At 70.8% G+C, this 25,803-nt stretch carries 23 protein-coding genes; 10 read left to right on the plus strand and 13 right to left on the minus strand.

What is annotated here, in order from left to right; all coding sequences use genetic code 11:
• Positions 1-144: 144 nt before the first annotated feature.
• Entirely contained in the window at positions 145-600 is a 456-nt protein-coding gene (locus WH85_RS29260; protein ID WP_045745245.1) for a GNAT family N-acetyltransferase, read from the plus strand.
• A 116-nt stretch (positions 601-716) separates the two neighbouring features.
• Here the strand turns inward: WH85_RS29260 and WH85_RS29265 are convergent, their stop codons facing one another.
• Positions 717-2,864 carry a RecQ family ATP-dependent DNA helicase gene (locus tag WH85_RS29265; RefSeq protein WP_425394671.1) on the minus strand — a complete coding sequence of 716 codons (2,148 nt, stop codon included), beginning with the start codon at positions 2,862-2,864 and terminating at the stop codon, positions 717-719.
• A 1,296-nt stretch (positions 2,865-4,160) separates the two neighbouring features.
• Between WH85_RS29265 and WH85_RS29270 the strand changes: the two genes are divergently transcribed.
• From WH85_RS29270 to WH85_RS29285, 4 genes are all read left to right on the plus strand, one after another.
• On the plus strand, positions 4,161-4,682 hold the full coding sequence (locus WH85_RS29270; protein WP_157411273.1) for a hypothetical protein: 522 nt from the start codon (positions 4,161-4,163) through the stop codon (positions 4,680-4,682).
• Positions 4,666-5,247, plus strand: coding sequence for a helix-turn-helix domain-containing protein (locus WH85_RS29275; protein WP_083449343.1), 582 nt, complete (start codon positions 4,666-4,668; stop codon positions 5,245-5,247). The genes WH85_RS29270 and WH85_RS29275 overlap by 17 nt, the downstream gene beginning before the upstream one ends.
• Positions 5,202-5,702: a hypothetical protein gene (locus WH85_RS29280; protein WP_157411274.1), complete on the plus strand. Its 501-nt coding sequence runs from the start codon at positions 5,202-5,204 to the stop codon at positions 5,700-5,702. The genes WH85_RS29275 and WH85_RS29280 overlap by 46 nt, the downstream gene beginning before the upstream one ends.
• An 87-nt stretch (positions 5,703-5,789) precedes the next feature.
• On the plus strand, positions 5,790-6,188 hold the full coding sequence (locus WH85_RS29285; protein ID WP_045745249.1) for a hypothetical protein: 399 nt from the start codon (positions 5,790-5,792) through the stop codon (positions 6,186-6,188).
• A gap of 24 nt (positions 6,189-6,212) precedes the next feature.
• Here WH85_RS29285 and WH85_RS29290 read toward each other — a convergent pair whose 3' ends face one another.
• The 10 genes from WH85_RS29290 to WH85_RS29335 all read right to left on the minus strand — a co-directional run bounded on the left by WH85_RS29290 (position 6,213) and on the right by WH85_RS29335 (position 16,872).
• The gene (locus WH85_RS29290) at positions 6,213-6,938 is read right to left on the minus strand and encodes an SDR family NAD(P)-dependent oxidoreductase (RefSeq protein ID WP_045745250.1); all 726 of its coding nucleotides are present in this window, start codon (positions 6,936-6,938) and stop codon (positions 6,213-6,215) included.
• A gap of 34 nt (positions 6,939-6,972) precedes the next feature.
• Positions 6,973-8,928, minus strand: a complete 1,956-nt coding sequence (locus WH85_RS29295; RefSeq protein WP_045745251.1) for a serine/threonine-protein kinase — start codon at positions 8,926-8,928, stop codon at positions 6,973-6,975.
• A 98-nt stretch (positions 8,929-9,026) separates the two neighbouring features.
• Complete coding sequence (locus WH85_RS29300; RefSeq protein ID WP_045745252.1) at positions 9,027-10,508, minus strand: fused MFS/spermidine synthase; 1,482 nt, start codon at positions 10,506-10,508, stop codon at positions 9,027-9,029.
• Positions 10,509-10,518: 10 nt separating this feature from the next.
• Entirely contained in the window at positions 10,519-11,529 is a 1,011-nt protein-coding gene (locus WH85_RS29305) for a coiled-coil domain-containing protein (protein ID WP_425394672.1), read from the minus strand.
• Between the two features lie 63 nt (positions 11,530-11,592).
• Positions 11,593-12,366, minus strand: coding sequence for an SDR family NAD(P)-dependent oxidoreductase (locus WH85_RS29310; protein ID WP_045745253.1), 774 nt, complete (start codon positions 12,364-12,366; stop codon positions 11,593-11,595).
• Positions 12,367-12,375: 9 nt separating this feature from the next.
• On the minus strand, positions 12,376-13,188 hold the full coding sequence (locus WH85_RS29315; RefSeq protein WP_045745254.1) for an inositol monophosphatase family protein: 813 nt from the start codon (positions 13,186-13,188) through the stop codon (positions 12,376-12,378).
• Positions 13,181-13,633 carry a response regulator gene (locus WH85_RS29320; protein ID WP_045745255.1) on the minus strand — a complete coding sequence of 151 codons (453 nt, stop codon included), beginning with the start codon at positions 13,631-13,633 and terminating at the stop codon, positions 13,181-13,183. Before WH85_RS29320 ends, WH85_RS29315 begins: the two co-directional genes overlap by 8 nt.
• Positions 13,630-15,234, minus strand: a complete 1,605-nt coding sequence (locus WH85_RS29325; RefSeq protein ID WP_045745256.1) for a CHASE3 domain-containing protein — start codon at positions 15,232-15,234, stop codon at positions 13,630-13,632. The genes WH85_RS29320 and WH85_RS29325 overlap by 4 nt, the downstream gene beginning before the upstream one ends.
• Positions 15,231-16,424 carry a PP2C family protein-serine/threonine phosphatase gene (locus tag WH85_RS29330; RefSeq protein ID WP_045745257.1) on the minus strand — a complete coding sequence of 398 codons (1,194 nt, stop codon included), beginning with the start codon at positions 16,422-16,424 and terminating at the stop codon, positions 15,231-15,233. The genes WH85_RS29325 and WH85_RS29330 overlap by 4 nt, the downstream gene beginning before the upstream one ends.
• A gap of 91 nt (positions 16,425-16,515) precedes the next feature.
• Positions 16,516-16,872 (minus strand): hypothetical protein, encoded by a 357-nt coding sequence (locus tag WH85_RS29335; protein ID WP_045745258.1) that lies wholly within the window; start codon positions 16,870-16,872, stop codon positions 16,516-16,518.
• A gap of 77 nt (positions 16,873-16,949) precedes the next feature.
• Here WH85_RS29335 and WH85_RS29340 point away from each other — a divergent pair, with 77 nt between their 5' ends.
• Complete coding sequence (locus WH85_RS29340) at positions 16,950-19,304, plus strand: M20/M25/M40 family metallo-hydrolase (protein WP_045745259.1); 2,355 nt, start codon at positions 16,950-16,952, stop codon at positions 19,302-19,304.
• A 4-nt stretch (positions 19,305-19,308) separates the two neighbouring features.
• Here the strand turns inward: WH85_RS29340 and WH85_RS29345 are convergent, their stop codons facing one another.
• Together WH85_RS29345 and WH85_RS29350 are read right to left on the minus strand one after the other, a co-directional pair.
• Entirely contained in the window at positions 19,309-19,593 is a 285-nt protein-coding gene (locus tag WH85_RS29345; protein ID WP_045745260.1) for a Smr/MutS family protein, read from the minus strand.
• 10 nt (positions 19,594-19,603) lie between these two features.
• Positions 19,604-19,975 carry a tetratricopeptide repeat protein gene (locus WH85_RS29350; RefSeq protein ID WP_045745277.1) on the minus strand — a complete coding sequence of 124 codons (372 nt, stop codon included), beginning with the start codon at positions 19,973-19,975 and terminating at the stop codon, positions 19,604-19,606.
• 410 nt (positions 19,976-20,385) lie between these two features.
• On the opposite strand from WH85_RS29350, the gene WH85_RS29355 reads away from it, so the two are divergent.
• The 4 genes from WH85_RS29355 (at position 20,386) to WH85_RS29370 (ending at position 25,768) form a co-directional block, all read left to right on the plus strand.
• Entirely contained in the window at positions 20,386-21,123 is a 738-nt protein-coding gene (locus tag WH85_RS29355; protein WP_045745261.1) for a response regulator transcription factor, read from the plus strand.
• A 2-nt stretch (positions 21,124-21,125) separates the two neighbouring features.
• A complete protein-coding gene (locus WH85_RS29360) occupies positions 21,126-22,727 on the plus strand; it encodes a sensor histidine kinase (protein WP_045745262.1) in 1,602 nt (533 codons plus the stop codon).
• 207 nt (positions 22,728-22,934) lie between these two features.
• Positions 22,935-23,999 carry a 3-deoxy-7-phosphoheptulonate synthase gene (locus WH85_RS29365; protein ID WP_045745263.1) on the plus strand — a complete coding sequence of 355 codons (1,065 nt, stop codon included), beginning with the start codon at positions 22,935-22,937 and terminating at the stop codon, positions 23,997-23,999.
• 125 nt (positions 24,000-24,124) lie between these two features.
• Complete coding sequence (locus WH85_RS29370; protein WP_157411275.1) at positions 24,125-25,768, plus strand: glycosyltransferase family 39 protein; 1,644 nt, start codon at positions 24,125-24,127, stop codon at positions 25,766-25,768.
• Positions 25,769-25,803 lie beyond the last annotated feature (35 nt).

A 25,803-nucleotide genomic window follows, 5' to 3' on the forward strand; every position in this document is an offset into this window, starting at 1 on the left:
TTCCTCGGCTTACCCCACAGGGTACCGCCGATGTCCCGCGCCGCCGGGAGCCGTCCGCCCCCGGTGGGAACCGCGTTGGCCGGGCGGCATCCGGCTGATAGACCGGGTGCCGGACAGTCCGGCCTGGGATGAGGGAGAACGACGGTGACCGACTTCGTACGCGGAGACTACGTACTGACCGACGACCGGGAGCGGGTGAACCTGGCCTGGGTGAGCCGCTGGCTGACCGAGGAGGCCTACTGGGCGGTCGGGCGGTCGGGCGACGTCGTGGCGCGGTCGATCGAGGGTTCGCTGCCGTTCTCGGTGTTCGCCGGTGACGAGCAGGTGGCGTTCTCCCGGGTGGTCACCGACGGCGCGACCTTCGCCTGGATCTGCGACGTCTTCGTGGCCGAGGAGCACCGGGGGCGGGGTCTGGGCACCTGGATGGTCGACACGATCGTGGCCACCCTGTCCGAGCGCGGCCTCCAGCGCTTCCTGCTGGCCACCAAGGACGCCCAGGAGGTCTACCGTAAGTCGGGGTTCGCCGAGTTGCAGGGCGCCCACCGTTTCATGGAGATCGACCGGCGGCCGAACCGCGCCTTCATCCTCGGCACCGCCTGAGCCCCCGGCCCCACCTGATCTCACGTCCCCACCTGATCTCACGTCCCCACCTGAGCTCACGGCACCGCCTGAGGGGCACCCCGCACCGCCTGAGAGGCGCCCACCCGCCCCGTGGATCACCCGGCGACGGCCAAGGCGAACGGCAGCACGCCGGAGGCGCCCGCGCGGCGAAGGGCCCGGCCGGCCAGGGTCATCGTCCATCCGGAGTCGACCAGGTCGTCGACGAGCAGGACCGGGCCCTCCAGCCGGGCCACCTCGGCGGCGATCTCCGCGGGAACACTGAAGGACTCGTGCAGGGCGAGAACCCGCTGGGCGCTGTTGCCCCGCGGGCCGTCGTCACCCACCCGGTCACCGGACAGCACGCCGAGGAAGGGCAGGCGGCCGACCGTGGCAATGTGCTCCGCCAGGCTGTGGATAAGTTGTGGATGACGCTGTGAATAAACCGCGACTACGCAGGTGGGACGCGTTTTCCAGGCGTCCTCACCACGGGCCCAAGCTTTCAGCACCTCGACCACCGCGGCACCCAGCTCGGCGGGGATCGGCGCATCCGCGGACTCCGGCGACACCAGGCCCCGCAGCCGGGAACCCCAGCCCAGATCGGAGAGCCGGCCCACCGCCCGGCCCGGCTCGGCCTGCTCAGCGGGCGCGATCTTGCCCTTGAGGGAGATGCCGACCGCGGCCAGACCCGTCGGCCACATCTTCTTCGGCGCGATCTCGGCGCCGGGACGGCCCAGGAACGCCTCGGCGGCGGCCAGCGAACCCGCCGACACGTCCGCCCCGAGCAGCGGGCCGGCACAGTTGTCGCAGCGCCCGCACGGGGCGGCCGACGGGTCGTCCAGGCACCGGCGGAGGTACTCCATGCGGCAGGCGGTCGTCTCCGCGTACTCGATCATGGTCTTCTGCTCGGAAGCCCGCGCCTGAGCGACACGCTCGAGCCTCTCGGTGTCGTAGGTCCACGGCTCACCGGTGGCGAGCCAGCCACCGCGCGTGCGACGCACCGCGCCGTCCACGTCCAGCACCTTGAGCATCAGCTCCAGACGGTTGCGCCGCAGGTCGACGAGCGGCTCCAGCGCCTGCGTGGACAGCGGGCGCTCCGGCGACAACTGCGACAGCACGGCCCGCACCTGATCCTCGGGCGGGAAGGCGAGCGAGGCGAAATAACGCCAGATCGCGGCGTCCTCGGCACCCGGCAACAACACCACCTCGGCGTGCTCCACGGCACGCCCGGCACGGCCGACCTGCTGGTAGTACGCGATCGGCGACGGCGGCGCGCCCAGGTGCACCACGAATCCCAGGTCCGGCTTGTCGAACCCCATGCCGAGCGCCGACGTCGCCACCAACGCCTTGATCTTGTTGTCCAGCAGGTCCTGCTCGGCGGCCCGGCGCTCGGAATCCTCCACCTGACCCGTGTAGGACGCGACCGGGAAACCCCGCGACCGCAGGAAGTCGGCCGTCTCCATCGCCGCCGCCACAGTCAGCGTGTAGACGATGCCCGAACCCGGCAGACGCTCCAGATGATCGGCCAGCCAGGCCAGCCGGTGCGCCGGATCCGGCAGGCGCAACGCGGCCAGCCGCAACGAATCCCGCTCCAGCGTGCCGCGCAACACCAGCGCGTCACCCAGCTGGTCGGCCACGTCGGCGGTCACCCGGGCGTTGGCGGTCGCGGTGGTCGCCAACACCGGGGTACGCGACGGAAGCCCGTTCAGGAACGTCCGGAGGCGCCGGTAGTCCGGCCGGAAGTCGTGTCCCCAGTCGGAGACGCAGTGCGCCTCGTCCACCACCAGCAGACCGGTGCCCGACGCCAGACCCGGCAGGACGTTGTCCCGGAAATCCGGATTGTTGAGACGCTCCGGGCTGATCAGCAGCACGTCCACCTCACCGGCCCGGATCTCCTGCTCGATCAGCGACCACTCGTCCAGGTTCGCCGAGTTGATGGTCCGCGCCCGGATGCCCGCCCGCGCCGCCGACTCCACCTGGTTGCGCATCAACGCCAGCAGCGGCGACACGATGACCGTCGGACCGGCCGGCCGGTCGCCCTCGCGCAGCAGCGCGGTGGCCACGAAGTAGACCGCCGACTTGCCCCACCCGGTGCGCTGCACGCACAGCACCCGCCGGTGGTCCACGGTCAGGGCCTCGATCGCCCGCCATTGATCCTCACGAAGCCGCGCATGGTCGCCGGCCAAGCGCCGGAGGATCTCCTCAGCGCGCTCCCTGATGGTGGAGCGCTCGGCCGGAGTGGCCGCTTCCCGCGTCGGTTCAGTCACCCGGCATGTCTATCAGGGGTTCGGGACCGGATCGCCGTCATCCACAGTCCGCGGTTGTCCACAGGGCTTCGCCCGGTCCGCGGCGGAATCCGCCCAGGATGGGCGGCGAGCGTTCCGGGCATGCGGCGCGGGGCGCTCGCCGCCGGGCACTCGGGGCGCTCGCCGCCGGGCACTCGGGGTGAGCGCCGCCGGGCACTCGGGGTGAGCGCCGCCGGGCACTCGGGGTGAGCGCCGCCGGGCACTCGGGGTGAGCGCCGCGGGACGCTCGCCGCGGGGCGCCGGCACGGGTTCTGTACGCCTCGAGCCGGCGCCACCGTGCGGCACCCATCGAGAGGAGGTGAGGAATGACCGATCAGAGTACGGAGACTGCCGGGGCACGGGAGAGGAGACGGCGGATCCGCGAGCCGGGCGAACCGGGCCCACGGCCACCACCATGCCGGGCCCGGCTCCGGCCGGGTCCCCCGCAATGCCACCGACTCAAGTTGATCATGAGCCTGCCCATCGCCTTCGCCACGGCTGCGATCACGTCTGCCGGGCGTCGTATCCGGTCGCCCATGCATCGGCGCCGTTCAGCAACGCGCGCCCCCACCAGGGCCGCCGCCGAGATCGGAATGGGTTCGGTGGCGTTCCGGCCACCCCCAGCCGTCGGCCACGGTCCGCCCATGAGCCGAAAGCGACCGTGAGCGACGGCTGAGAGACCCCGAGCCGTCGCTCACGGCTGATTCCCGCCCTCCCGAACAGCCGTGGCCGACGGCCCGACCGACCCGGCCGTCAGCTGCGGTCCGCCCGCGAGCCGAGAACGACCGCGAGCGACGGCCGACGATCGTGCCATGCCACCCAGCCTCAGTCGATCATGGACATGACCCCGCGCGACAAACAGCTGAACTGCACCGATGCGACCACCACGACCAACGACCACGACCGACGAGTCTCCACGGCGAAGGGGACCGGATGGTCACCTGTCACGGCATTGATCAACTTAAGCTGAGTGGCATTGGGGTCACCCGCGCGAGACCTTCCACATCGGGACCTTTTCGATAATTGACACTTCGGCATGACTGGCCGATCAGGTAATGGACTGTCAACTGTTCGGTCAAAGTTGGCGGCCCCCGGCACGGAACGGCGATCAGCGTCGATACAAACGCGCAGCTCTCCGTACTACATACCGTCGCGTACCAGCCACGCGGCACCGAGCTCGCGGGCGCTTTCCGTCAAACCGACCTTGACGGTGAGCGCACATAACGGCACTGTCGGTTGCCGAGTAAGGGCTGCGTTACCGACGGTGGGAGTTTACAGTTGACTAAAGTCAAACGGCGGAAGGTGGTGGAGGGTGAGTGTCATGTCATCCACTGCGCCATCCGGGGAAACGCCGCCCAATCACCCGCAGCCTCCTTTCTTGATCAACTCAAGAGCGGTTCCTACGTGGAGGACCCGGACTTCCAAGGCCTTCCCGATGATGCTCAGATCCACGACTACGACACGTTTCTGTGGTTCTGCCGCGTTCTCGCCGACGACGGCTTACCGGCTCGCACCCGCGCGGTCAACGACCTTGAGGGCGGCATCTGGGAATTCAAGGTCGGGGCCAAACGGCTGTCATTCTATGACACACCTGGCGATGGGACTTTTTCGCCGAAATACCGCCCCAGGAACAGGGAAGAAGCGTACTCACAGGACGACTTTTACTGGTTTCCCCGATTCGACGACTACATCCGTCTGGGCCACGCCTTTCCCAAGAGCGGGCCGCGCACCATTCCCGACGACATCGCGATGACGCTCGAAGTGCGGAAGGAGGATTTGCATCATGACCTACCAGAATAATGAAGAGCGCTCTTTGTACGAGGAGCGCGCATCGACATGGGTGGGCCTGCTCGGACTCGCGGCCGCAGCTGCGGCATGGCAGGTCGTACGTCTCTTCACGGCTGCCAGAGCCGCCTCCGGCATCTCCTCCAAGACGCTTGCCGAGCGGATGAGCGTCACCGAGGGCCGCGTCTCCCAGATCCTCTCCGGCGAGGGCAACGTGCACATCGCCACGGCGGCGAGGGTCCTGCGGGCCATGGGTTACGAGTTGACCCTCACCGCGGTGCCCGTCGACCCGGGCAAACCCCCGCTGGTCCTCAACCGCCGAGGACCGCGCAAGCAGGCGGTGGCACGGCCCGACCGGGCGTACGACGTCTATGCGCAGATGTTCCTGACACATGAGGGGCCCCGGGCCTTCCCGCTGCTGGTTCCGGCGCACGACACGCTGCGCACCACCCCGTACGGCACTCCGGTCAAGCTCGGCGAGGTGACCATCTCGGACCGGGGACAGGTCAGGCCGATACGCCCGATCCGGCCGGAATGGCAGGCGAAGGCCACCGAAAAACCGCGGCTGGCTACGACATGACCGACGTCGAAGAGGACACCGCCGCTCTCCTCGGTCGCCTCGAACTGCAGGCGCTCATCCTGGACGAATGCAGGGTGAAACGCGGTCGTGCGGAGGACGCGACGCCGGGAGACGTACAGACCGACCTCTCGGTCGCCATTGCGCACGGCGACCCGATCGTCTTCACCGTGCGGACGCTCAACGCTTTTCACAACCAGGCCGACGACATGATCGCTGAGATCGAGGCTTCGTTCTCGGCGTCGTACACGTACACCGGCGACCGGCCGACCGAACGCGCCGTGCAGAACTACGCGCGGGAGGCCCTGATGATTCAGGTGCTTCCTTTCGTCCGGGAGTTCCTCGCGTCGATGACGAATCGACTGGGCCTGACTCCGTTCTACCTTCCGCTCTTCGGTCCCGCGGCTGAGGTTCTTCGTACCGCTCAGCAGGTCCCGCCCGGCGCAGACCGAGGCTGAGCGGTGTCGCCGGCGCCCGGCACCACATCGGGTGCTTCGTGCGCCAAGCTCTCAGCGCGGGTGGTCCATGGATGGAATTCTCGGGGAATGACCAAGACGATCGCCGAGAAGCTGCTGATCAAACCGCATTCGACGCTCTGGCTGGATCAGCCGGCTCGGCTGCCGCTGCTGACGCCGATGCCGGAGGGGGTCCGGGAGACCGGGACGCTGTCCACGGCCGGGACGGCGGTCATGTTCGTGGAGGACGCGGCGGGGCTCCGGGAGCGGCTGGCCGAGCATCACGAGGACATCGACAAGCCGGGCGCTTTCTGGATCGCCTATCCGAAGGGAAACAAGGCGGACGTCAACCGGGACACCCTGTGGCCGATCGTGGCCGACTTCGACATGCGGCCGTGCGGTCAGGTGGCGATCGACGAGCGGTGGTCGGCGCTGCGGTTCCGCGCCAACAAGCCCGGCGAGGGGCGTTTCACCGGCGGCGCGGCGTAACGCCCCTGACCGGGGAGGGACCTGTCAGCGGCCGAGGACGGAACCGCCGTTGACGTTGATGATCTGGCCGGTGACGAACGGGCCGCCGGGTCCGACCAGCCAGCGGACCGTCTCGGCGATGTCGGCCGGGGTGCCGGCCCGCTTCACCAGGGTGGCGTCGACGCGCGAGCGGTGGCCTTCGGGCGTCATCCGGCCGTCGAAGAACTCGCTGTCGGTGACGTATCCGGGGGCGATCACGTTGGCGGTGATGCCCTCCTGGCCGAGGCTGGTGGCGAGGTCCAGCGCGTACCCGTGAAGGGCTGCCTTGGCCGCCGAGTAGGGCCCGCCGCCACCGCGCTGGGCGGCGACCGAGCTGGTCAGGATGATTTTGCCACCGGGACGGCGGAGTCGGGGCAGCAGCGCGGTGGTGGTCAGCACCGCGGACAGGACGTTGGAGTCGAGGTTGGCGCGCCACCGGTCGGCCACCCCGGACAGGGTGGATTCGTCGCCGCCCAGCCAGGCGCCGGCGTTGTTGACCAGGACGTCGAGGGGGCGGCCGGCGACCGCGTCGACCACTGCCGGGATCTGGTCCGGGTCGGTGACGTCGGCCGTGACCGCGGTGGCCTGCGGGCCGATCCACTCGATCGCGGCGGCGAGCACCTCGGGACGGCGGCCGACGATGATCACGTCGTAGCCCTCGCCGGCCAGCATGCCGGCCGTCGCCCTGCCGATGCCCGTGCCGCCGCCGGTGACCACTGCGAGTCTTGTCATGAGACCGACCCTATCCGGCATGATCAGAAGGCGGTCAGAAGGCCAGGGAGAAGCCCGTGCCACGCTTGGGGACGGGCACGGCCGGCGGCCCCTGCGGCGCCGGCGTGACCCGCTTGCGGGGTGTCGCACCGCCCCGGTCGGCCGGGGGCCGCTTGCGTTTGCCGGGCTTGTCGCGGACGCGCGGCGACTCGACGGTGCTGGTGCTGACCGAGTCGTCCGCGGCGGGCTGCGGGTTGGTGCTGCCGAGGACCTCGGCGCGGCAGGGCCGGCCGTCCAGTTTGAAGGCGAGCGGCAGCGGGTTACGGTTGCGGTACCCGCCCCGCAGGGTGAGCGCCCGGGTCCGGCCCTGGCCGCGTACCACCACGCGACGGCCGTGCTGGGTGACCGATTTCGGCGTGGCGGCGAGGCGCTGGGTGCCGGGGTAGGAGAACTCGACACGCCAGTCGCCGGGTTCGTCGCCGGCCACCACGGTGAGGCGGGCCTCGAAGTCGGCGCCCGAGTCGCGGCGCACCTGGTACCGGACCGAGCAGCGGATGGTGTCGGCGCCCGCCGCCACGGCGGGTCCGCCGGCGCCGGCGGCGGTGGTCTGGGCCTGTTCGGCGTCCCGGGATTCGCGGCGGAACGACCAGTTGAGCGTGGTCGCGGCGAGGAGCACCACGGCGGCCAGGGCGGCCAGGGCGGGCATCCGGTCGCGGCGGGGCAGCAAGCGCGGGGAGAGCCTGCGGGCGAGGGCGGTCAGGCCGGGCCGGGCCGCGTCGGCCGAGGACCTGAGCAGCGAGAAGACCGGGATCTCCGGCGACGTGGACGTGATCGGCATGGCAGCGGCGGACGTAGAGGTCGTGGCCGTAACACCAACAGCCGCGGAACCGGCAGCTGTGGAGGTGGCGGGTGGAGCGGTGACCGACGTGGCGACGGCGGACCGGTAGACCGACGGTGCCGCGCGGAAGACCCGGCCGGCCCGGAAGATGCCACCACCCAGCGGACGCGCGCGGCCCAGATGCAAGGCGGTCAGGAGACGCATGCCGGCGCGTACCCGGAAACGGGCCATCCGGCCGCCGCCCGCGCCGGGGATCCGGACCACCGCCCGGGCCGCGGGCACCGCGGACCGTTCGCCGGACCGCAGCGGTGGGATGATCGGGCGCAGGCCCACGGTCGCGCCGAGCGCACGGGCGATCTCCGCCGCCGCCGGCCGGCCGTCCGGGCTCTTCGCCAGGCAGCGCAGGCACAGGTCGGCGACGCCCAGCGGCAGTCCGGGCAGGTCCGGCACCGGATCCGGGTCGGCGTAGAGGTGGGCGCGCAACGCCTCCGCGGTGTTCTCCGCCGACCACGGCATGTGCCCGGTGAGCGCCCGGTAGAGCAGCAGCCCGAGGGCGTAGACGTCGGTGGCCGGGGACACGCAGGAGCCGCCGAGGCGTTCCGGGGCGAGGTACGCCGGTGTCCCGAGCAGGCTGCCGTCCGGGGCCGCGTCGCGCTGGCCGGCGAGCGCGGAGATCCCGAAGTCGACGACCTTGGCGCCGGAGCCGGTGAGCATCACGTTGGCCGGGGTGACGTCGCGGTGCACGACGCCCCGGGCGTGGGCGGTGGCCAGGGCGGACGCCACCTCGGCGGCGACGATCACGGCTTCGCGCCAGTCGAGGGAGCCCTGCCGGCTGATGCGGGCGGCGAGGGATTCGCCGTCGTTGAGTTCCATCACGACGTACGGCACGGTCACGCCGTCCGGGATCATGGCTTCGCCGAAGTCGTGGATGCCGGTGATGTGCGGGTGGCAGAGTCGCGCGGCGGCGAGCGCCTCCTGGCGGAGCCGGTCGCGGAAGGTGCGGTCCTCGGCGAGGGTGGGTGAGAGGACCTTCACGGCGACGTCGCGGCCCAGCGTCTCGTCGTATCCGCGCCAGACCACGGACATGCCGCCGGTGCCGAGTTTCTCGACGAGGCGGTATCGCCCGGCGATACGGAGCGGACCGTCGTGACCGTTCTGCTCCGTACGCCCCATGTCAGGATTGTCGCCCGCGCGGCTTACCCGCCGGTGCCACACCGGGAAATCGGGCCGTGGGAAAAGCCCCTCCGGGCCACGGACCGGCAGGAACCGGATCAGCCGGCCAACAGCTGGTCGACCGGTGCGTAATCGTCGGTCAGCACGCGGGCGCCGTCCACGAAATCGGTCAGCGCCTCTCCCTCCACCAGGGTGGCCCCCTCCGGAAGGACGATCGCGGCCGGCGGCAGCGGGCTCTTCGACGCGACGATCACGAAGTTCGCGCCGCCGCCGGTGCCCGCGACGGACTCCGGCGTGGCGATCAGGGCCACGTACGGGAACGCCGCGGCGACCGTGGCGATCTCGGCCCGGATGAACCGGCCGGGCGGGTAGTCGATCACGTTCTGGGCGTACACGCCGTCGGTGCGCAGGACGCGGGCGACGTCGGCGGCCATCTCCCGGGTGGCGAGGTGCCACGGGACGACGAGGTGGCCGAACGCGTCGCCGACCACCAGGTCGTACCCGGCGTCCGGCTGGGCGGCCAGGCCGACCCGGGCGTCGCCGACGCGGACCCGCAGGTCGGGGCCGGTGACCAGGCCGAGTTGCTCGCGGTCCAGGTCGACCAGGCCACCGTCGAGTTCCAGGACGAGCTGCTCGCTGCCCGGCCGGGTGTCCCGCAGGTACGCCGGCACGGTGAACCCGCCGCCGCCCAGGTGCAGGGCCTGGACCGGGGTGCCGGCCGGGCGGGCGGCGTCGGCGACCGCGGCGATCCACTGGACGTACTCGAACTCCAGGTGCCGTGGGTCGTCCAGGTCGACGTACGAGTGCCGCGCCGAGTTGAGTTCCAGGGTCCGCCCGCCCTGCCGGTCCGGGTCCTCGACCACGCTGGCGCAGTGGTACGCCGTCTCCACGTCACACGGCGTCGGCGTGGCCACCCCGAGCCCGGTGCCGGCGAGTCCCAGCACGGCCAGGCCGGCCCGGACCTTCGGGGAGCCCTTGACCGAATCCCGCAGCCACCAGCCGAGTGCCACGCCGCTGACCGCCAGCAGCACCGCCAGACTGATGATGATCGCGCTGCTGGGCATCGCGGCGACGAAGACGAAACCGGTCACCAGGGTCGCCGTGATCGCGCCGAGCGTGCCGATCCCGGAGAGCCGCCCGACCACCGAGCCGGCCTGCCGCAGGTCACCGAGCTGGAGTTTGACCACCATCGGCGCGACGCTGGAGAGCACCAGGGCGGGCGGGAAGACGGCCAGCGCCGCGAGCAGCAGCACCGCCGGGGCGGCACCGCCGCGCAGCAGTTCGCCACCCCACCGGACCAGCGGCAGGGTGAGTCCGGTGCCGACCGCGCCGAGGATCAGCGCCGGCGCGAGCAGCATCCGCGGGTCGTACTTGTCGGCGAGGCGGCCGCCGGCCCAGGCGCCGTAGGCGATGGCGGCCAGGGCCACGCCGATGACCGAACTGCTGACCTGAAGGGTCACCCCGACGTAGGGGCCGACCAGCCGCAGCGCGACGATCTCGAGGACCAGGACCGCGCCACTGGATCCGAACGCCAGAGCGGTGGCCAGAGCCGAGGGCAGGGGACGGGGCGGGTTATCCACCGCTGAAAGGCTAAAGCATCGACAGGTGAACGTGGTTCGTGTGCACCGCGGCCGGTCCCCCGCTGGCGCTGTAGGCCCGCCATCCGGTGCTCGGCATCCAGATCTGCCGGTACCAGATCACGTACATCACGCCGAGCGAGTCGGCGTTCTTGACGAAGTACGCCGCCAGCCGGTCGCCGTAGGCCTTGTCGCCGCCGGTGGCCGCCTTGTCCTCGAAACCGCCGGACGCGGCGGAGAAGTCGCAGGCCCGGCCCTTCGGGTGTTCGCCGGAGGCCCGTTCACTGAAGCAGACCGTGTAGCGCTTGAAGCCGTCCGACCGGGATTCCTGGTAGGCGTGCAGGGTGCGCGGGGTGATGCAGCCGGTGGAGGTCGGGTCGTCGACCGTGCACTTCTCACTCGGCCAGGAGCCGTCCGAGTTGCGCGGCGCGGGCTCGGCCGCCGGCGAGTCGGCGCTGACGAACCCGCCGGACGAACCGCCGCCGACCTCGGCGAGCGCGATCTCGGCCTGCTTCTTCTTCCGGGCCATCACGTTGACCTGCCGCTGCTGTTCGGTCACCTCGGCGTCCAGGGCGGTCTTGGCCCGTTTCGCGGTCTCGATCTGTTCCTGGTACGTCGCCAGCGTCTGGCTGTTGACCTGGGCGAGGATGTCGAGGCTCTGCGCGCGCTGCACGAACCGGTCCGGGGTGGCGCTGTTGAGCAGCAGGCCGACGCTGCTGATCCGCCCCATCTGGTACGACTGCTGGGCGACCGCGGTGACCTGGCTCGTCATCGCCTTCGCCGTGCTCTCGGACTGGCTCAGGCGCGTGGTGAGCTGCTTCTGCCGCTTCTTGGAGGCGGCCAGCTTGGTCTTCGCCTGGTCGTAGCCCTTGGCGGCGTTCTCCAGCGCGGTCCGCAGCTTCTTGGTGCCGCCTTCGGGATCGGCGGCCGCGGCTGGGGACGCGGGCATGGCGAGGGTCACCGCGACGGCGGTGACGATCAGGGCCAGCAGTGCAGTGCACCGGCGCGGGAGAACGGCCGCCACAGATACCTCCAAGTCGTGAGCGCCGGTACTCTACCGTGCCGGACCTGGGGAAAGGGAGATCGATCAGGTCGCGGAGTATCCACCGTCGACGAAGAGTGTCTGACCGGTCACCGCTTGCCCTGCATCACTCGCCAGAAAAACGGCACATCCGGCGAAATCCTCGGGCAGGCCGTTGCGCCCGATCAGCGTACGGGCGACATGCGCCGCGACCTTTCCAGGATCCGAGAAGACAGCCTCGGTCAATGGGGTATGCACCACGCCCGGGGCGATCGCGTTGCAGGTCACCCCGTGCCGCGACCAGGCCTCGGCCTGCGACCGGGTGAGCCCGACCAGCCCGGCCTTGGCCGCACCGTAGGCGCCGCTGTTGCCGTAGGCCCGGAACGCCTGCTGGGAGACGACGTTGATGATCCGTCCCCAGCCGCGCTCGGCCATCACCGGGCCGAACGCCTGCCCGAGCTGGAACGGCGCGGTCAGGTTCGCGGCGAGCGTCCGGTCCCAGACGTCGTCGGTCAACTCGCTCAACGGCGGGCGCAGGTTGATCCCGGCCGAGTTCACCAGGATGTCCGGAGCCCCGTACCCCGCAAGGGTCTGCTCGATGACGGCCCGGACCGCCTCCCGGTCGCCGAGATCCGCCGAGATCGCGCCCGCCTCGCACCCCTCGGCCCGCAGCTCGGCGACGACCTCGGCCATCGGCGCCTCGCGCCGGGCCACCAGCACCACCCGGGCGCCGGCCCCACCGAGCGCGAGGGCCATCGCCCGGCCGATCCCGGAACTGCCACCGGTGACCACCGCGGTCCGCCCGCTCAACCCGAAAAGCTTCTCGAGGTACGCCGTCATACCGACACTTTAGACAACGCCATCCGGGAACAGCGTTTCATGGACGGTGTCCCAGATATCGGCGTTCGTCGCGACCAGCAGACCACGGGTGTGGTCAGTCGGGTGGTACACGCCACCGTCGAGGTGCCGCACCACGCCGCCGGCCTCGCGCACGATCAGCGAGCCGGGCACGTGGTCCCAGGGCAGGATGCGCCAGAACATCGCGAACTGCTGTTCGTCGGTGGCGAGCGCGGGATATTCGTAGCCCGCGCAGTGCCGGCCCATGCTGAACTGCTTGAACGCGGCGGCGTTGGCCACCACCCGGGTGCGCAGGTCGTCCGGGAAGTACCGGTGGGCGATCACCCCGGTCAGGGCGGCGGCACCGGGATCGTCGGTGCGGACGGTGATGCGTACGCCGTCGCGGTGTGCTCCGGAACCGGCCTCGGCCACCGTCATGCTGTCGGCGAGCACGTCCAGGATCCAGGCCGCCACCGGCTCGCCGTCGCGGACCAGGGCGACCATCACGCAGAACGGTCCCTTGCCGGCGGCGAAGTTGTTCGTGCCGTCGACCGGGTCGACGATCCACACGTAGCCGGCGACGCCCACCAGGTCACGGACTGCGGGATCGGCGTGGACCGCCTCCTCGCCGACCACCACGGAACCGGGCAGCAGGGCCGTCAACCGGCGGGTCAGCTCGCGCTCGGACTCCTGGTCGGCGATGGTGACCGTGTCGTGGCCGCCGGGGACCTTCTGGTGGATCTCGTCCGCGGACAGGTGCTGGAAACGGGGCAGCACGATCGTGCGGGCCACCTCGCGGATGATGTCGGCGACTTGATCAAGCACGCGGCGGCAACTTCACGACGGAGACGAAGAACTCATCGATCTGCCGGATGACCGCGATGAAACGCTCGAAGTCCACCGGCTTGGTCACGTATGCGTTCGCGTGCAGCTGGTAGCTGCGCAGGATGTCCTCGTCGGCGGACGACGTGGTGAGCACGACCACCGGGATCCGGCCCAGGTCGTCGTCCTTCTTGATCTCCTCGAGGACCTCGCGGCCGTCACGCTTGGGCAGGTTGAGGTCGAGCAGGATGAGGTCCGGGCGGACAGCGCCGGTGAACGGCCCCTCGCGTCGCAGATAGGCCAGGGCCTCCGCGCCGTCGGAGACGACGGTGAGCCGGTTGCGCACCTTGTGCTCCTCGAACGCCTCCTGCGTCATCAGGACGTCGCCGGGGTCGTCCTCGACGAGGAGCACCTCTATCGGTGTCCCGCTCTCCCGGGTGTCACTCATTGCTCCACCATCACCTTTCCGGACCCCTCGGAGGGCTCCGGCTCGTCCGCACCGGGCATCACCGGCAGCGTGAAGTAGATCGAAGCGCCCTCCGGCACGTCGACGTCCAGCCAGACCCGACCGCCATGGTATTCGACGATCTTCTTGACGATGGCCAGCCCGATCCCGGTCCCCTCGTAGGCGTCCCGGGCGTGCAGCCGCTGGAAGATCACGAACACCTTGTCGGCGAACTCGGCCTCGATCCCGATGCCGTTGTCACGAACGTTGATCCGCCACTCGGATCCGTCGCGCTCCGCGGTCACCGTGACCACGAGCGGCACGTCCGGCCGGCGGAACTTCAGCGAGTTGCCGATCAGGTTCACGAAGAGGGTGGTGAGCAGCGGCTCCTCACCCTCCACCATGGGCAGTCCCGACCACGTTATCTCGGTGTCCTCACCGGCCCGGCTCTCCAGCTGCGATTTCACCTCTCCGAGCAACCTGTTCAGGTCGATGTCGGAGAATCCGCTGGTGAGCCGGCCGATCCGGGAGAACGCCAGCAGGTCGTTGATGAGCCGCTGCATCCGGGAGGCGCCGTCGACGGCGAACCCGATGTACTGGTCGGCGCGTTCGTCGAGCTGACCCGCGTACCGGCGCTGCAGGAGCTGGCAGAAGCTGGCCACCTTGCGCAGCGGTTCCTGCAGGTCGTGCGACGCGACGTAGGCGAACTGCTCAAGGTCGCGGTTCGACCGGGTCAGCTCCTCGGCCTGCGACTGGAGCTGCTGGTTGATCCACTCGACCTGTTGCCGGGCCTGCCGGACCTCGCTCAGCTCGCTGGCGATCTGCTGGCGCATCCGGTCCACGTCCTCGGCGAGCGCCACCAGGTCGGACGAGCCGTACTCGTTGTTGATGTGCCGGTCGTAGTCGCCGGACGCGACCTGCCGCACCTGGGCGGCCAGGTCGGTGACCGGACGGCTGACCATCCGGTCGAGCAGCACCAGCAGGATGATGCCGGCCAGCACGATGATCACCGCGGCGGCGATCTCGATGGCCACCAGCGCCTGGCTGGAGTCGCGGGCGGCGTCGGCGGACGCGGCCCGCAGCACCGAGATGTGGTTCTGCATCTCGGCGATGGCGGCCCGCAGCTGGTCGAACTCGGTCGTGGCGGCGTTCTCGACGACGTCCTGCGCGGCGGCAGTTCCCCCGGTGCCGACCGCGGCGATCACCGGATCGGCGACCGCGGCCCGCCAGGCGTCGGCCCGCTGCTCGACCACCCGCAACGCGTCCCGGATGTCGTCCTCACCCGGCGCGAGCAGGCGTTCGATCCGGTCGACCTGCTTACGCTCCTCGGCGAGGCCGCTCCGGTAGGGCAGCAGGTTGGCGTCCCGGCCGGTGATCGCGTACCCGCGGACACCGGTCTCCTGGTCGACCACCGCGGTGTTCAGCGTCTCGCCGGCCGCCCGCATCGGGCTGGCCCGGTCGAGCACGTTGTCCAGCTGACGGTTGTTCTCCGCGGCGGTCACCGCGGCGAAGACCCCGAGCAGGGCGAGCAGCATCCCGACGGTGGCGCACAACGCGATGATCCGCTGACGCAGGGTCCAGGAATGGACCGCTGACAGACTCACCGCCCACCGCCACGGGAGATCAGCAGCATCGCCACGTCGTCGGTGAGCGGGCCGCCGTTGGCCTGGTCGGCCCGGGCCACCAGCCACGGCGGCAGGTCGGGCAGCGGCACCTCACGGGCGGCCGGCTCGCCGAGCAGGCGGCACAGGCCGTCCACGTCCAGTCGCTCGTTGCCGGCGCCGATGTGTCCCTCGATCAGTCCGTCGGTGTACATCAGCAGAGACCAGTCATCGCCGGAGAACTCCAACTCAGTGGCGGGCGTGGGAGTGGGACGTACCCCGAGCACGATGCCGGTACGCGCGGCGACCGGCTCGGCCTTGCCCCCGGCGAGCACGACGGGCTGCGGATGACCGGCCAGCCGGACGGTCGCCCGGTTGCCCGGCAGGTCGATCACGGCCGAGGCGACCGTGGCGAACACCTCCCGGGCCCGGCGCTCGGTCATCAGGACCTGTTCCAAAGCGGCGAGCACGTGGTCCTCGGGCACACCGGCCAGCACCAGCGCACGCCAGGCGACCCGCAGCTCGACGCCGAGAGCGGCCTCGTCCACCCCGTGCCCGCACACGTCGCCGACGATCACGTGCAGCCGGTCGCCGGTCTGCACCACGTCGAAGAAGTCACCGCCGAGCAGGCCCAGCGCGCGCCCGGAACGGTAGAACGTCTCCACCGTCACCTCGGACGTCTGCATCAGCGGCTGCGGCAGCAGACCACGTTCCAGGCGGGCCGACTCGGCCTGCAGCAGTTCCACCTCGCGCAACCGGCGGGCGTTCTCGTCGGCGCGTTTGCGCTCCACCGCGTACCGCAGCGAACGGATCAGCAGGACGCCGTCGACCTGGCCCTTGACCAGGTAGTCCTGGGCGCCCTCGGCCACCGCCTGCACGCCCAGGTGCTCGTCGGAGCGGCCGGTGAGCACACAGACCGCGGCGTTGTCCGCGATGGCGAGCAGTTTGCGCAGGCCGTCGATGCCCTCGGCGTCCGGCAGACCCAGGTCGAGCAGCACACAGTCGGCGTCGGCGACCAGACCGGTGGCCTCGCGCAGGGTGCTGGCGACGGTGAGCCGGAACGGGGCCTCCGCCTCGCTGAGCAGCTCACGGACCAGGAAGGCGTCGCCCTCGTCGTCCTCGACGAGAAGGATCCGCAACCGTTGCAACTGTTCCGTCGCATACCGCCGGGGGGCGAGCGACCGCTCCGTCATCAGGATTCCCCACTCGACGCATAGGTGACCCGCAAATCGTGTACCACCGGGGCCGGGTGCACAACTTCGGTCACCACCTCGTGACCTGAGCTCACATCGGGCCTCCCGGCCGGGGCGCCTCTCCGTCGGCGGCGGCCCGGCGCATGTGCTCGGCGATGACCTGGCCGAGAACGCCGTGCAGGCGCCCGCAGTCGCGGCAGTGCAGGTTCTCGTCCAGGTGGCGGCCACCGCAGCCGGCACAGTCGCCGCGGTCCTCGGGGTCGCGATAGGACTCCAGCGCCCGGCACATGGCACGGATCACATGGTCACTCAGGGTGAAGACGTCTTCGCCGTACGCGGTGCGCAGACCGACGACGGCGACGGGCGCGGCCTCCGGATGCGGGTTGTAGGGGGACACCGCGTCGATGAACTCCGCGATGACGGCGGCTGGGTCGAACGGGGCTGTCACCCACAACACGCTATCGCCCGCCTGAACCGATCCCGGTGGGTACCCGGCTGTCATAGCCGGGCGCTTAGATGTCATCCATGCGTGATTCCGCCCTCACCCGTCCGCCCCGGCGTGCCGTCGCCGCGGCCGCCGCCCTCGCCGTTCTGGCGCTGGCCGGCTTCGCCGCGGTCCGGTCGATCCTGCCGCCCGCGGCCCGGCCGGACACCGCGGCGGCCGGTGATTTCAGTGCGGAGCGCGCCTTCGCGCAGATCCGGACCATCGCCTCTCGCCCGCATCCGGCCGGCAGCGCGGCCAACGACACCGTCCGCGACCACCTGATCGATACCCTGCGCGGGCTCGGACTCACCCCGCAGGTGCAGGACACCGTCTCGGTCCAGGGTGTCGCGCTGTCGTCGAGCGCCGGCGGCACGAGCCTGGCCCGGGTGCGCAACGTGGTGACCCGCATCCCGGGGACCGCCTCGACCGCTCCGGTGTTCCTGGTCGCCCACTACGACTCGGCGCAGTCCGGCCCGGGCGCCAACGACGACGCGTCCGGGACCGCCGCGATCCTGGAGACCGCGCGGGCGCTGACCGCCGCCGGCGACCGGCTGCGCAACGACGTGGTGCTGGTGCTCACCGACGCCGAGGAGGCCTGCCTCTGCGGGGCCAAGGCCTTCGTCGACCAGCACCCGCTGGCCCGCTCCGGCGGCGTCGTGCTCAATCTCGAGGCCCGCGGCAGCTCCGGTCCGGCGATCATGTTCGAGACCTCGGCGGGCAATCAGGATCTGGTCGATGCGTACGCGGAGACGCCCGTCCCGGTCGGCACGTCGTTCGCCGTGGAGATCTACCGTCTGCTGCCCAACGACACCGACTTCACCGCGTTCCGGGAAGCGGGTTTCCGGGGGCTGAACTCGGCGTACATCGACGGTGCCGCGGTCTACCACGCGCCGACCGACACCCCGGAGGCGCTCGACCGCGACAGCCTGCAGCACCACGGGGAGAACCTGCTGGCGCTGACCCGGGAGCTGGGCGGCCGTGACCTGGCGGCGCTCGACGACGACGCCGACGCCACCTACTTCCCGGCGCTGGGTGTGCTGGTCCGTTACCCCGGCGGCCTGGTGCTGCCGCTGGCGATCCTGGCGCTGGTGGCGGTGCTGGCCCTGGGCTGGCTGGTCCGGCGCCGGGGCCGGGCGAGCGGCCGGCGGCTGGTGGCGGCGGCCGGTCTCGCCCTGGTGCCGGTGGTGCTCGCGCCGGCGCTCGCCCAGGGGCTGTGGGCGGCACTGGTGGCGGTCCGCCCGGAGTACGCCGGGATGCCCATCGACCCGTACCGTCCACTGTGGTACAGGTCGGCGGTCGTCGCGCTGGCCGCGACCGTCGTGCTCGTCTGGTTCGTGCTGCTGCGCCGTCGCGTCGGTGCCGCCGCCCTCGCCGTCGGTGGCGCGTTCTGGCTCGCCGTGCTGGGCGTCCCGCTCGCGATCCTGACGCCGGGCGGGGCCTACCTGACGACGCTTCCCGCCCTGGCCGTGGCCCTGTCCGGGCTGATCGCGATCCACGTCCGCCCGCTCGCCGCCGTCCCGGTGATCGTCGCCGGCGCCCTGGTCCCGGTCGTCGTCCTCGCGCCGACGATCGTGATGCTCTTCCCGGCGCTGGGCATGCCGATGGCCGGGATCGGGGCGTTTCTGACCGCGCTGCTCGGTCTGGCCCTGCTGCCGGCACTCGACCTGGCGCACCCGGCACCGGACGGCGCCCGTGGCCTGGTCGCGCTCCGGGACCGCCGCCTCGCGATGGTGCCGGGGCTGGCCGCTTTCGTGGCGTTCCTGGTGTTCACCGCCACCGGGCTGGCCGTCGACCGGTTCGATGCGAAACACCCGTCCCTGACCCACCTGATGTACGCGCTCGACGCTGACACGAACACCGCCCGGTGGCTCAGTGAGGAGAGCGAACCGCAGGAGTGGACCACCCGGTACGTGACGCAGGAGCCCGCCGAGGTCGCCGCGACGCTGCCCGCCTTCGGACCGGAGCTGTTGCGCACCGGCCCGGCCCCGGCCGCGTCGCTGCCCGCGCCCGCCGTCACCCTGGTCTCGCAGGCGCCGTCAGCCGGTGGCCGGACCCTGAACCTGCTGGTCGAACCGCAGCGTACGGCCCGTTTCGTCACCCTGCACGTGGCCGCGGCGACGACCGTGACCGCGGCGACGGTCGGTGGTCGCGCGGTCGAGACCGGCACGGTGGCCGGTGGCGGCTGGGGCTTCGGTTTCGTCTTCCACGCCCCGCCCGCCGAGGGCGTGCAGGTCACGCTGACCGTGCAGGGCACCGGCCCGGTCCAGCTGCGGGCGATGGACGCCAGCGACGACGTGTCCGCGATGCCCGGTTTCCAGCCGCGCCCGGCCGGCGTCGGCGTGATGGGCTCACACAGCAGCGAGATGGTCGCGGTGGCGAAGAGCTACACGATCTAGCCGGTCACCGACCGCGGCCACGGCGGCCGGTGGGGGCGTCGTGACGGAAGTGCACGAACAGGCGCCCCCAGTTGTCGCCGTCCTTCTCGACCCGGTGATAGAGCTGCTTGATCTCTTTCTGGTCGAGGAAGCGGATCACCTTCTTCTTCAGGGCGCCGCTCCCCTTACCCGGGATGATCTCGACGAGGCTCGCCTTCTTGGCGATGGCCTCGTCGATGATCCCGCGCAGGGCCCGGTCGATCTCGTGGCCCTTGTTGAAGATGTCGTGCAGGTCCAGCTTCAGCTTCACAGGACAGAGCCTATGCGGCGCCGGCCTTGCCCAGCCACGTCTCGACGCGGTGCAGCGCCTCCTGATAGTCGCTCTGCGCCTTCATCGCGGCGGCCAGGCGCAGGTGCGGCAAGGCCTCGCGGAAGCGTCCGGCCCGTTCCAGGGTCCGGCCGAGCACGTGATGCGCGTAATGATCCGACGGATCATGCTCGATCAGTGCCCGGAGCTGTGTCTCCGCCCCGTTCAGCTGGGCCGAGTTGAAGTAGGCCCGGGCGAGCAGCTGACGGACTGCGGTGTTGTGCGGTTCGGCCTCGACTATCGGCTCGAGCAGCCGCGAGGCGGCGAGCGGATCGCCCGCCTCGAAGAAGAAGGTGGCCCTGCGGTACTCCTCGAGAAGATCCACGTGCATGCTCCCCACGCTCGCCCTCCGACCCTGATGACCAACGCTTTCACAAACATCGGGCGTACGGCGAGTGTTCCCACGTCACTCTGCTGCGCAAGTCAGCGTCTCAGCAGCAGGAGGGCCAGGCCGCCGGAGAGGAGGAGGAAGGCCGCGGCGGACAGCGCCGCGGGCACCTTGGGCGCATGAGGCATCCGCCCATTATGGGTTTGCTGTGCGTTCTGCCCGGTTCGCCACGCCACCGGGCAGACTGGTGGAATGCCTCATGGGCTGGAAGCGTCATGCCGAAAACCATGACGGCGCCCCTTGTCCCCGCCCTGTGTCATCCGCGTGGGCGGCCTGTGGCGCAAGGACACAGCTCGTACACAGGAAACGGAAAGCGGGCGCCGAGCGTCGCCCCGCACAGTAGGGGCATGACGATGGCGAACGCAGACTCCAGCACCGAACTTCGGCGGCCCGACGGGACCCCGGTCCGTGTCCTCGTCGTGGACGACGAGCCGACGCTGGCCGAGCTCCTCTCGATGGCCCTGCGGTACGAGGGCTGGGAGGTCCGCAGCGCGGGCGACGGGATGACCGCGGTGCGCACCGCCCGCGACTTCCGCCCCGACGCCGTCATCCTCGACATGATGCTCCCCGACATCGACGGCCTCGAGGTGCTGCGCCGGCTGCGCGGCGAGTCCCCCGAGGTCCCGGTGCTGTTCCTGACCGCGAAGGACTCGGTCGAGGACCGGATCACCGGGCTGACCGCCGGCGGCGACGACTACGTCACCAAGCCGTTCAGCCTGGAGGAGGTGGTGGCCCGGCTGCGCGGCCTGATGCGCCGGATGGGGCACGCCCCGATGCGCACCGAGTCGCAGCTCGTCGTCGGTGACCTGACCCTGGACGAGGACTCGCACGAGGTGCGCCGGGCCGGCGACCTGATCACCCTCACCGCCACCGAGTTCGAACTGCTGCGCTACCTGATGCGTAACCCGCGTCGAGTCCTGAGCAAGCCTCAGATCCTGGACCGCGTCTGGAACTACGACTTCGGAGGGCAGGCCAACGTGGTGGAGCTGTACATCTCGTACCTGCGTAAGAAGATCGACGCCGGCCGCGCGCCGATGATCCACACCATGCGCGGCGCCGGCTACGTCCTCAAGCCGGCCGACTGATCATGCCCGCTGCCGACACCACCCCGTCCCTGGCCGCCCGTCTGCGTAACCCCGCGGGCTGGCCCCTGCGCACCCGGCTGGTCGCCATAATGATCGCCCTGCTGGCGGTTCTGGGCCTGGTCGTCGGCAGCACCGCCGAGCTGTATCTCTACAACTCGCTGCACTCGCAGATCGAGAACGAGCTGCAGGACGTCGAGAAGCGCGTCAACGGCGGCCCCAACAAGCAGGACTTCCCCGGCATGGGCAGCCGCAAGTACCAGACGCAGCAGTCGCCCCAGGGACAACCGGACAGTGAGATCCCCGGCAACCCGCCGACCAAGGCCCTCGTCTACACGGTCGATCCCACTTCGGGACCCGAGGGCGGCATCGTGGACTTCCTGGAGCCCACCGGGACCGACGACAACGGCAGCCTGACGTTCACCGCGCTGTCCGCGGAGGCGATCGCCACGATGACCAGCGAGGTGCCGACCACCGGCAAGATCGTCCAGGTCGACCTGGGTGGCGGCCTGCCGGAGTACCTCATCGTCGCCACGGTCAAGAACGGCGCCACCCGCTACGTCGGCCTCTCCCTGGAGAACGTCAACACCACCCTCATCACCGTCGCCGCGTTCACCGGGTGCGTCATCGTGGGGTCGCTGCTCATCGCCGGATGGGCCGGGGCGCTGATCATCCGGCGTACCCTGCTGCCTCTGAACCGGGTGGCGGCGACGGCGACCCGGGTGTCCGAACTCCGGCTGGACCGCGGTGAGGTACGCCTCGCACAGCGGGTCCCCGAGCAGGACACCGACCCGCACACCGAGGTGGGACAGGTCGGGGCCGCCCTCAACCGGATGCTCGACCACGTCGGCAACGCCCTGGAGGCCCGGCACGCCAGCGAGATGCAGGTCCGGCAGTTCGTCGCGGACGCCAGCCACGAGTTGCGCACCCCGCTCGCCGCCATCCGCGGGTACGCCGAACTGAGCCGCCGCAGCCGCCAGGTCATCCCGCCGGAGATCTCGCACGTGCTGACCCGGGTCGAGTCCGAGGCCAAGCGGATGACCGCCCTGGTCGAGGACCTGCTGCTGCTGGCCCGGCTGGACGCCGGCCGGCCGCTCGCCCAGGACCCGGTCGACCTGACCATGCTCGCCGTGGACGCCACCAGTGACGCGCACGCCGCCGGGCCCCGGCACTACTGGCAGCTCGACCTGCCCGAGGAGCCGGTCACCGTGATCGGCGACGGCGCCCGGCTGCACCAGGTGGTGGCCAACCTGCTCGCCAACGCCCGCACGCACACACCGGAGGGCTCGACCGTCACGGTCAAGGTCGGCGCGATGCCGAACGCCGCCGTGGTCCAGGTGATCGACAACGGTCCGGGCATCCCGGCCGAGTTGACTCCGCGGATCTTCGAGCGGTTCGCCCGTGGTGACAGCTCCCGGTCGCGCGCGGCCGGCAGCACCGGCCTGGGCCTGTCGATCGTGCACGCGGTGGTCTCCTCGCACCGCGGCAAGGTCGGCGTGCAGAGCCGTCCCGGGCAGACCGTCTTCACCGTGATGCTGCCGCTCGGCCCACCGCCGGTCGTCCCAACAGCTGAACAACGGCCCCAGATGCTGCATCCGGTCCGGTGATGTGGCTATGCTGGCGGGCGTGTCTCACTCTGCGTCTTTCTTCTATTGGTTTACGAGGCCGGCTCGCGCCGGTGCCTCGGCCATGACCGCATGACCTGAGACACCCCCGCCGGAGCCGGCTGAGGCAGCGACGATGTCGCTGCCTTTTTGTTTGCCATGAGCAAGCCGGCTCTCGCCCCGGGCGCCGGCGCTTCTAAGGAGAACGCCATGACCGCCCCAGAGGTACAGCGCGTCCGCGACCAGCGCATCGAGAAGGTCGTCCCGCTGATGAGCCCGGCGCTGCTGCACCACGAGCTGCCGTTGACCAGCGCGTTGCACGACACCGTGCTGGCCGGCCGCAAGCAGGTCGAGGACGTGCTCAACGGCCGAGATCAACGGTTGATCGTGGTGGTCGGCCCGTGCTCGGTGCACGACCCGGTCGCCGCCGCCGAGTACGCCCAGCGCCTGAGGACCGAGGCCGAGCGGCTCAGCGAGGACCTGCTGATCGTGATGCGGGTGTACTTCGAGAAGCCGCGGTCCACGGTCGGCTGGAAGGGTCTGATCATGGACCCGGCGCTCGACGGTTCCGGTGACGTCGGCGCCGGCCTGCGGATCGCCCGCAAGCTGCTGCTCGAGGTCGTCGGCCAGGGCCTGCCGGTGGCGGTGGAGTTCCTCGACCCGATCACCCCGCAGTACATCGCGGACACGGTCGCCTGGGGCGCGATCGGGGCGCGGACCGTCGAGTCGCAGGTGCACCGGCAGCTCGCCTCCGGGCTGTCGATGCCGATCGGCATGAAGAACCGCCCGGACGGCAGTGTCGCCACCGCCGTCGACGCGATCGAGGCCGCCGCCGCGTCGCACGTGTTCCCCGGCATCGACTACTCGGGCACCCCGGCGATCCTGCACACCGCCGGCAACCCGGACTGCCATCTGGTGCTGCGCGGCGGCGGTGGTAAGCCGAACTACAGCGCCGAGGACGTGGAGGCGTCGCTGGCGCTGCTGCGCAAGGCCGGCATGCCGGAGCGTCTGGTGATCGACTGCTCGCACGGCAACAGCAACAAGGACCACCTGCGCCAGCCGCTGGTGGTCGAGGACGTGGCGCAGCAGATGGAGGCCGGCAACCTGGGGATCAGCGGTGTGATGCTGGAGAGCTTCCTGGAGCCGGGACGGCAGGACCTGGGCGGCGAGCTCGCCTACGGCAAGTCCGTGACGGACGCGTGCATGGGCTGGGACGCCACCGTCGAGGTTCTGGACCGCCTGGCCACGGCCTCCGCGAAGCGCCGCAACCGCTGACGTGCCTCGATCCCTGTGGGTCCATTCGGGACTCACAGGGATCGCACAGTGGGGCCACAAGGGTGCGACAGTGCACCGGCCGAACCTTCATCGGGTACGCATCCGCCGCTTCTGGGGAGTACCCGATGACCCTGCTGTTGCCCTCCGAAGAGACGGTGGCGCCGGCACCACCGCCGTCCCGTGATCGCACCGGTGCGGCACGTCTCCTTCTCGGGCGTACCGATGCTCCCTGGATCCGGCCCTCCCTGATCGCCCTCCTGGTGCTGACCGGGGTCCTCTACATCTGGGGGCTCGGCGAGTCCGGCTGGGCCAACGCGTTCTACTCGGCCGCGGTCCAGGCCGGCTCGGAGAGCTGGAAGGCCTTCTTCTACGGCTCGTCGGACGCGTCCAACGCGATCACCGTGGACAAGACGCCCGCCGCCCTCTGGATCATGGCACTGTCGGTGCGGATCTTCGGCCTCAGCTCGTGGAGCATCCTCGTCCCGCAGGCCCTGCTCGGCGTCGCCGCCACCGGCCTGCTGTACGCGACCGTCCGCCGCGGTTTCGGGCCGGTCGCCGGCCTGCTCGCCGGTACGGTCATGGCGCTCACCCCGGTCGCCGTCCTGATGTTCCGGTTCAACAATCCGGACGCGCTGCTCGTGCTGCTCATGGTGGCCGCCGCGTACGCGACCCTGCGCGCCGTGGAGACCGGCTCCACCAAGTGGATCGTGCTGTGCGGGGTGTTCGTCGGCTTCGGCTTCCTCGCCAAGATGCTGCAGGCGCTGCTGGTGGTGCCGGCGTTCGGCCTGGCGTACCTGATCGCCGGCCCGCCGAAGCTCGGCAAACGGATCTGGCAGCTGCTGCTCGCCCTCGGCGCGATGATCGTGTCGGCGGGCTGGTACATCGCCATCGTCGAACTGGTTCCGGCGTCGATGCGGCCCTTCATCGGCGGCTCGCAGAACAACAGCATCCTCGAACTGACCCTGGGCTACAACGGGCTCGGCCGGCTCAACGGCGACGAGACGGGCAGCGTCGGCGGCGGGGGTGGCGGCAACGCCGGCGGCATGTGGGGCGAGGGCGGACCGCTACGGCTCTTCGAGAGCGCCCAGGGTGGACAGATCTCCTGGCTGCTCCCCGCCGCGCTGATCCTCCTCGCGGCCGGGCTCGTGATCACCGCTCGGCGGGCGCGCACCGACCTGCAACGGGCCGGGCTCATCGTCTGGGGGATGTGGCTGCTCGTCACCGGACTGGTGTTCAGCGCCATGCAGGGGATCTTCCACGCGTACTACACGGTGGCGCTGGCTCCGGCCGTGGGCGCGGTGGTCGCCATGGGTGCGGCACTGCTGTGGAAGCACCGGCAGAACATCGTCGCGGCACTGACCATGGGCGCGGCTATCGCGGTCACCGCCTGGTGGTCGTGGGTGCTGCTCGGACGCAGCGAGGACTTCCTGCCCTGGCTGCGGCTCCCGGTCCTGATCGTGGGGATTCTCGCCGCCGTCGCGGTGGCGGCGTCGATCAGACTGGCTCAGCGGCTCGCGATGATCGCGGCCGGGGTGGCGGTGATCGTCGGGCTGGCCGGGCCGGCCGCCTACGCGGTGCAGACGGCCTCGGAGCCGCACACCGGGTCGATCCCGTCGGCGGGGCCGTCGGTGTCGGGCGGGTTCGGCGTGGGCGGCGGACCGGGTGGTGGTGGTTTCAACCGCGGCGGGGGCGGCGGTCCCGGTGGGGGCGGGATCCCCGGCGGCGGGGGACAGAACGGCCAGAACGGCGGCGGCTTCCCCGGCGGATAAAACGGCCAGAGCAACCAGAACGGGCAGAACACGGC

The organism is Actinoplanes rectilineatus (genome assembly GCF_000962825.1).
Lineage (GTDB): Bacteria > Actinomycetota > Actinomycetes > Mycobacteriales > Micromonosporaceae > Actinoplanes > Actinoplanes rectilineatus.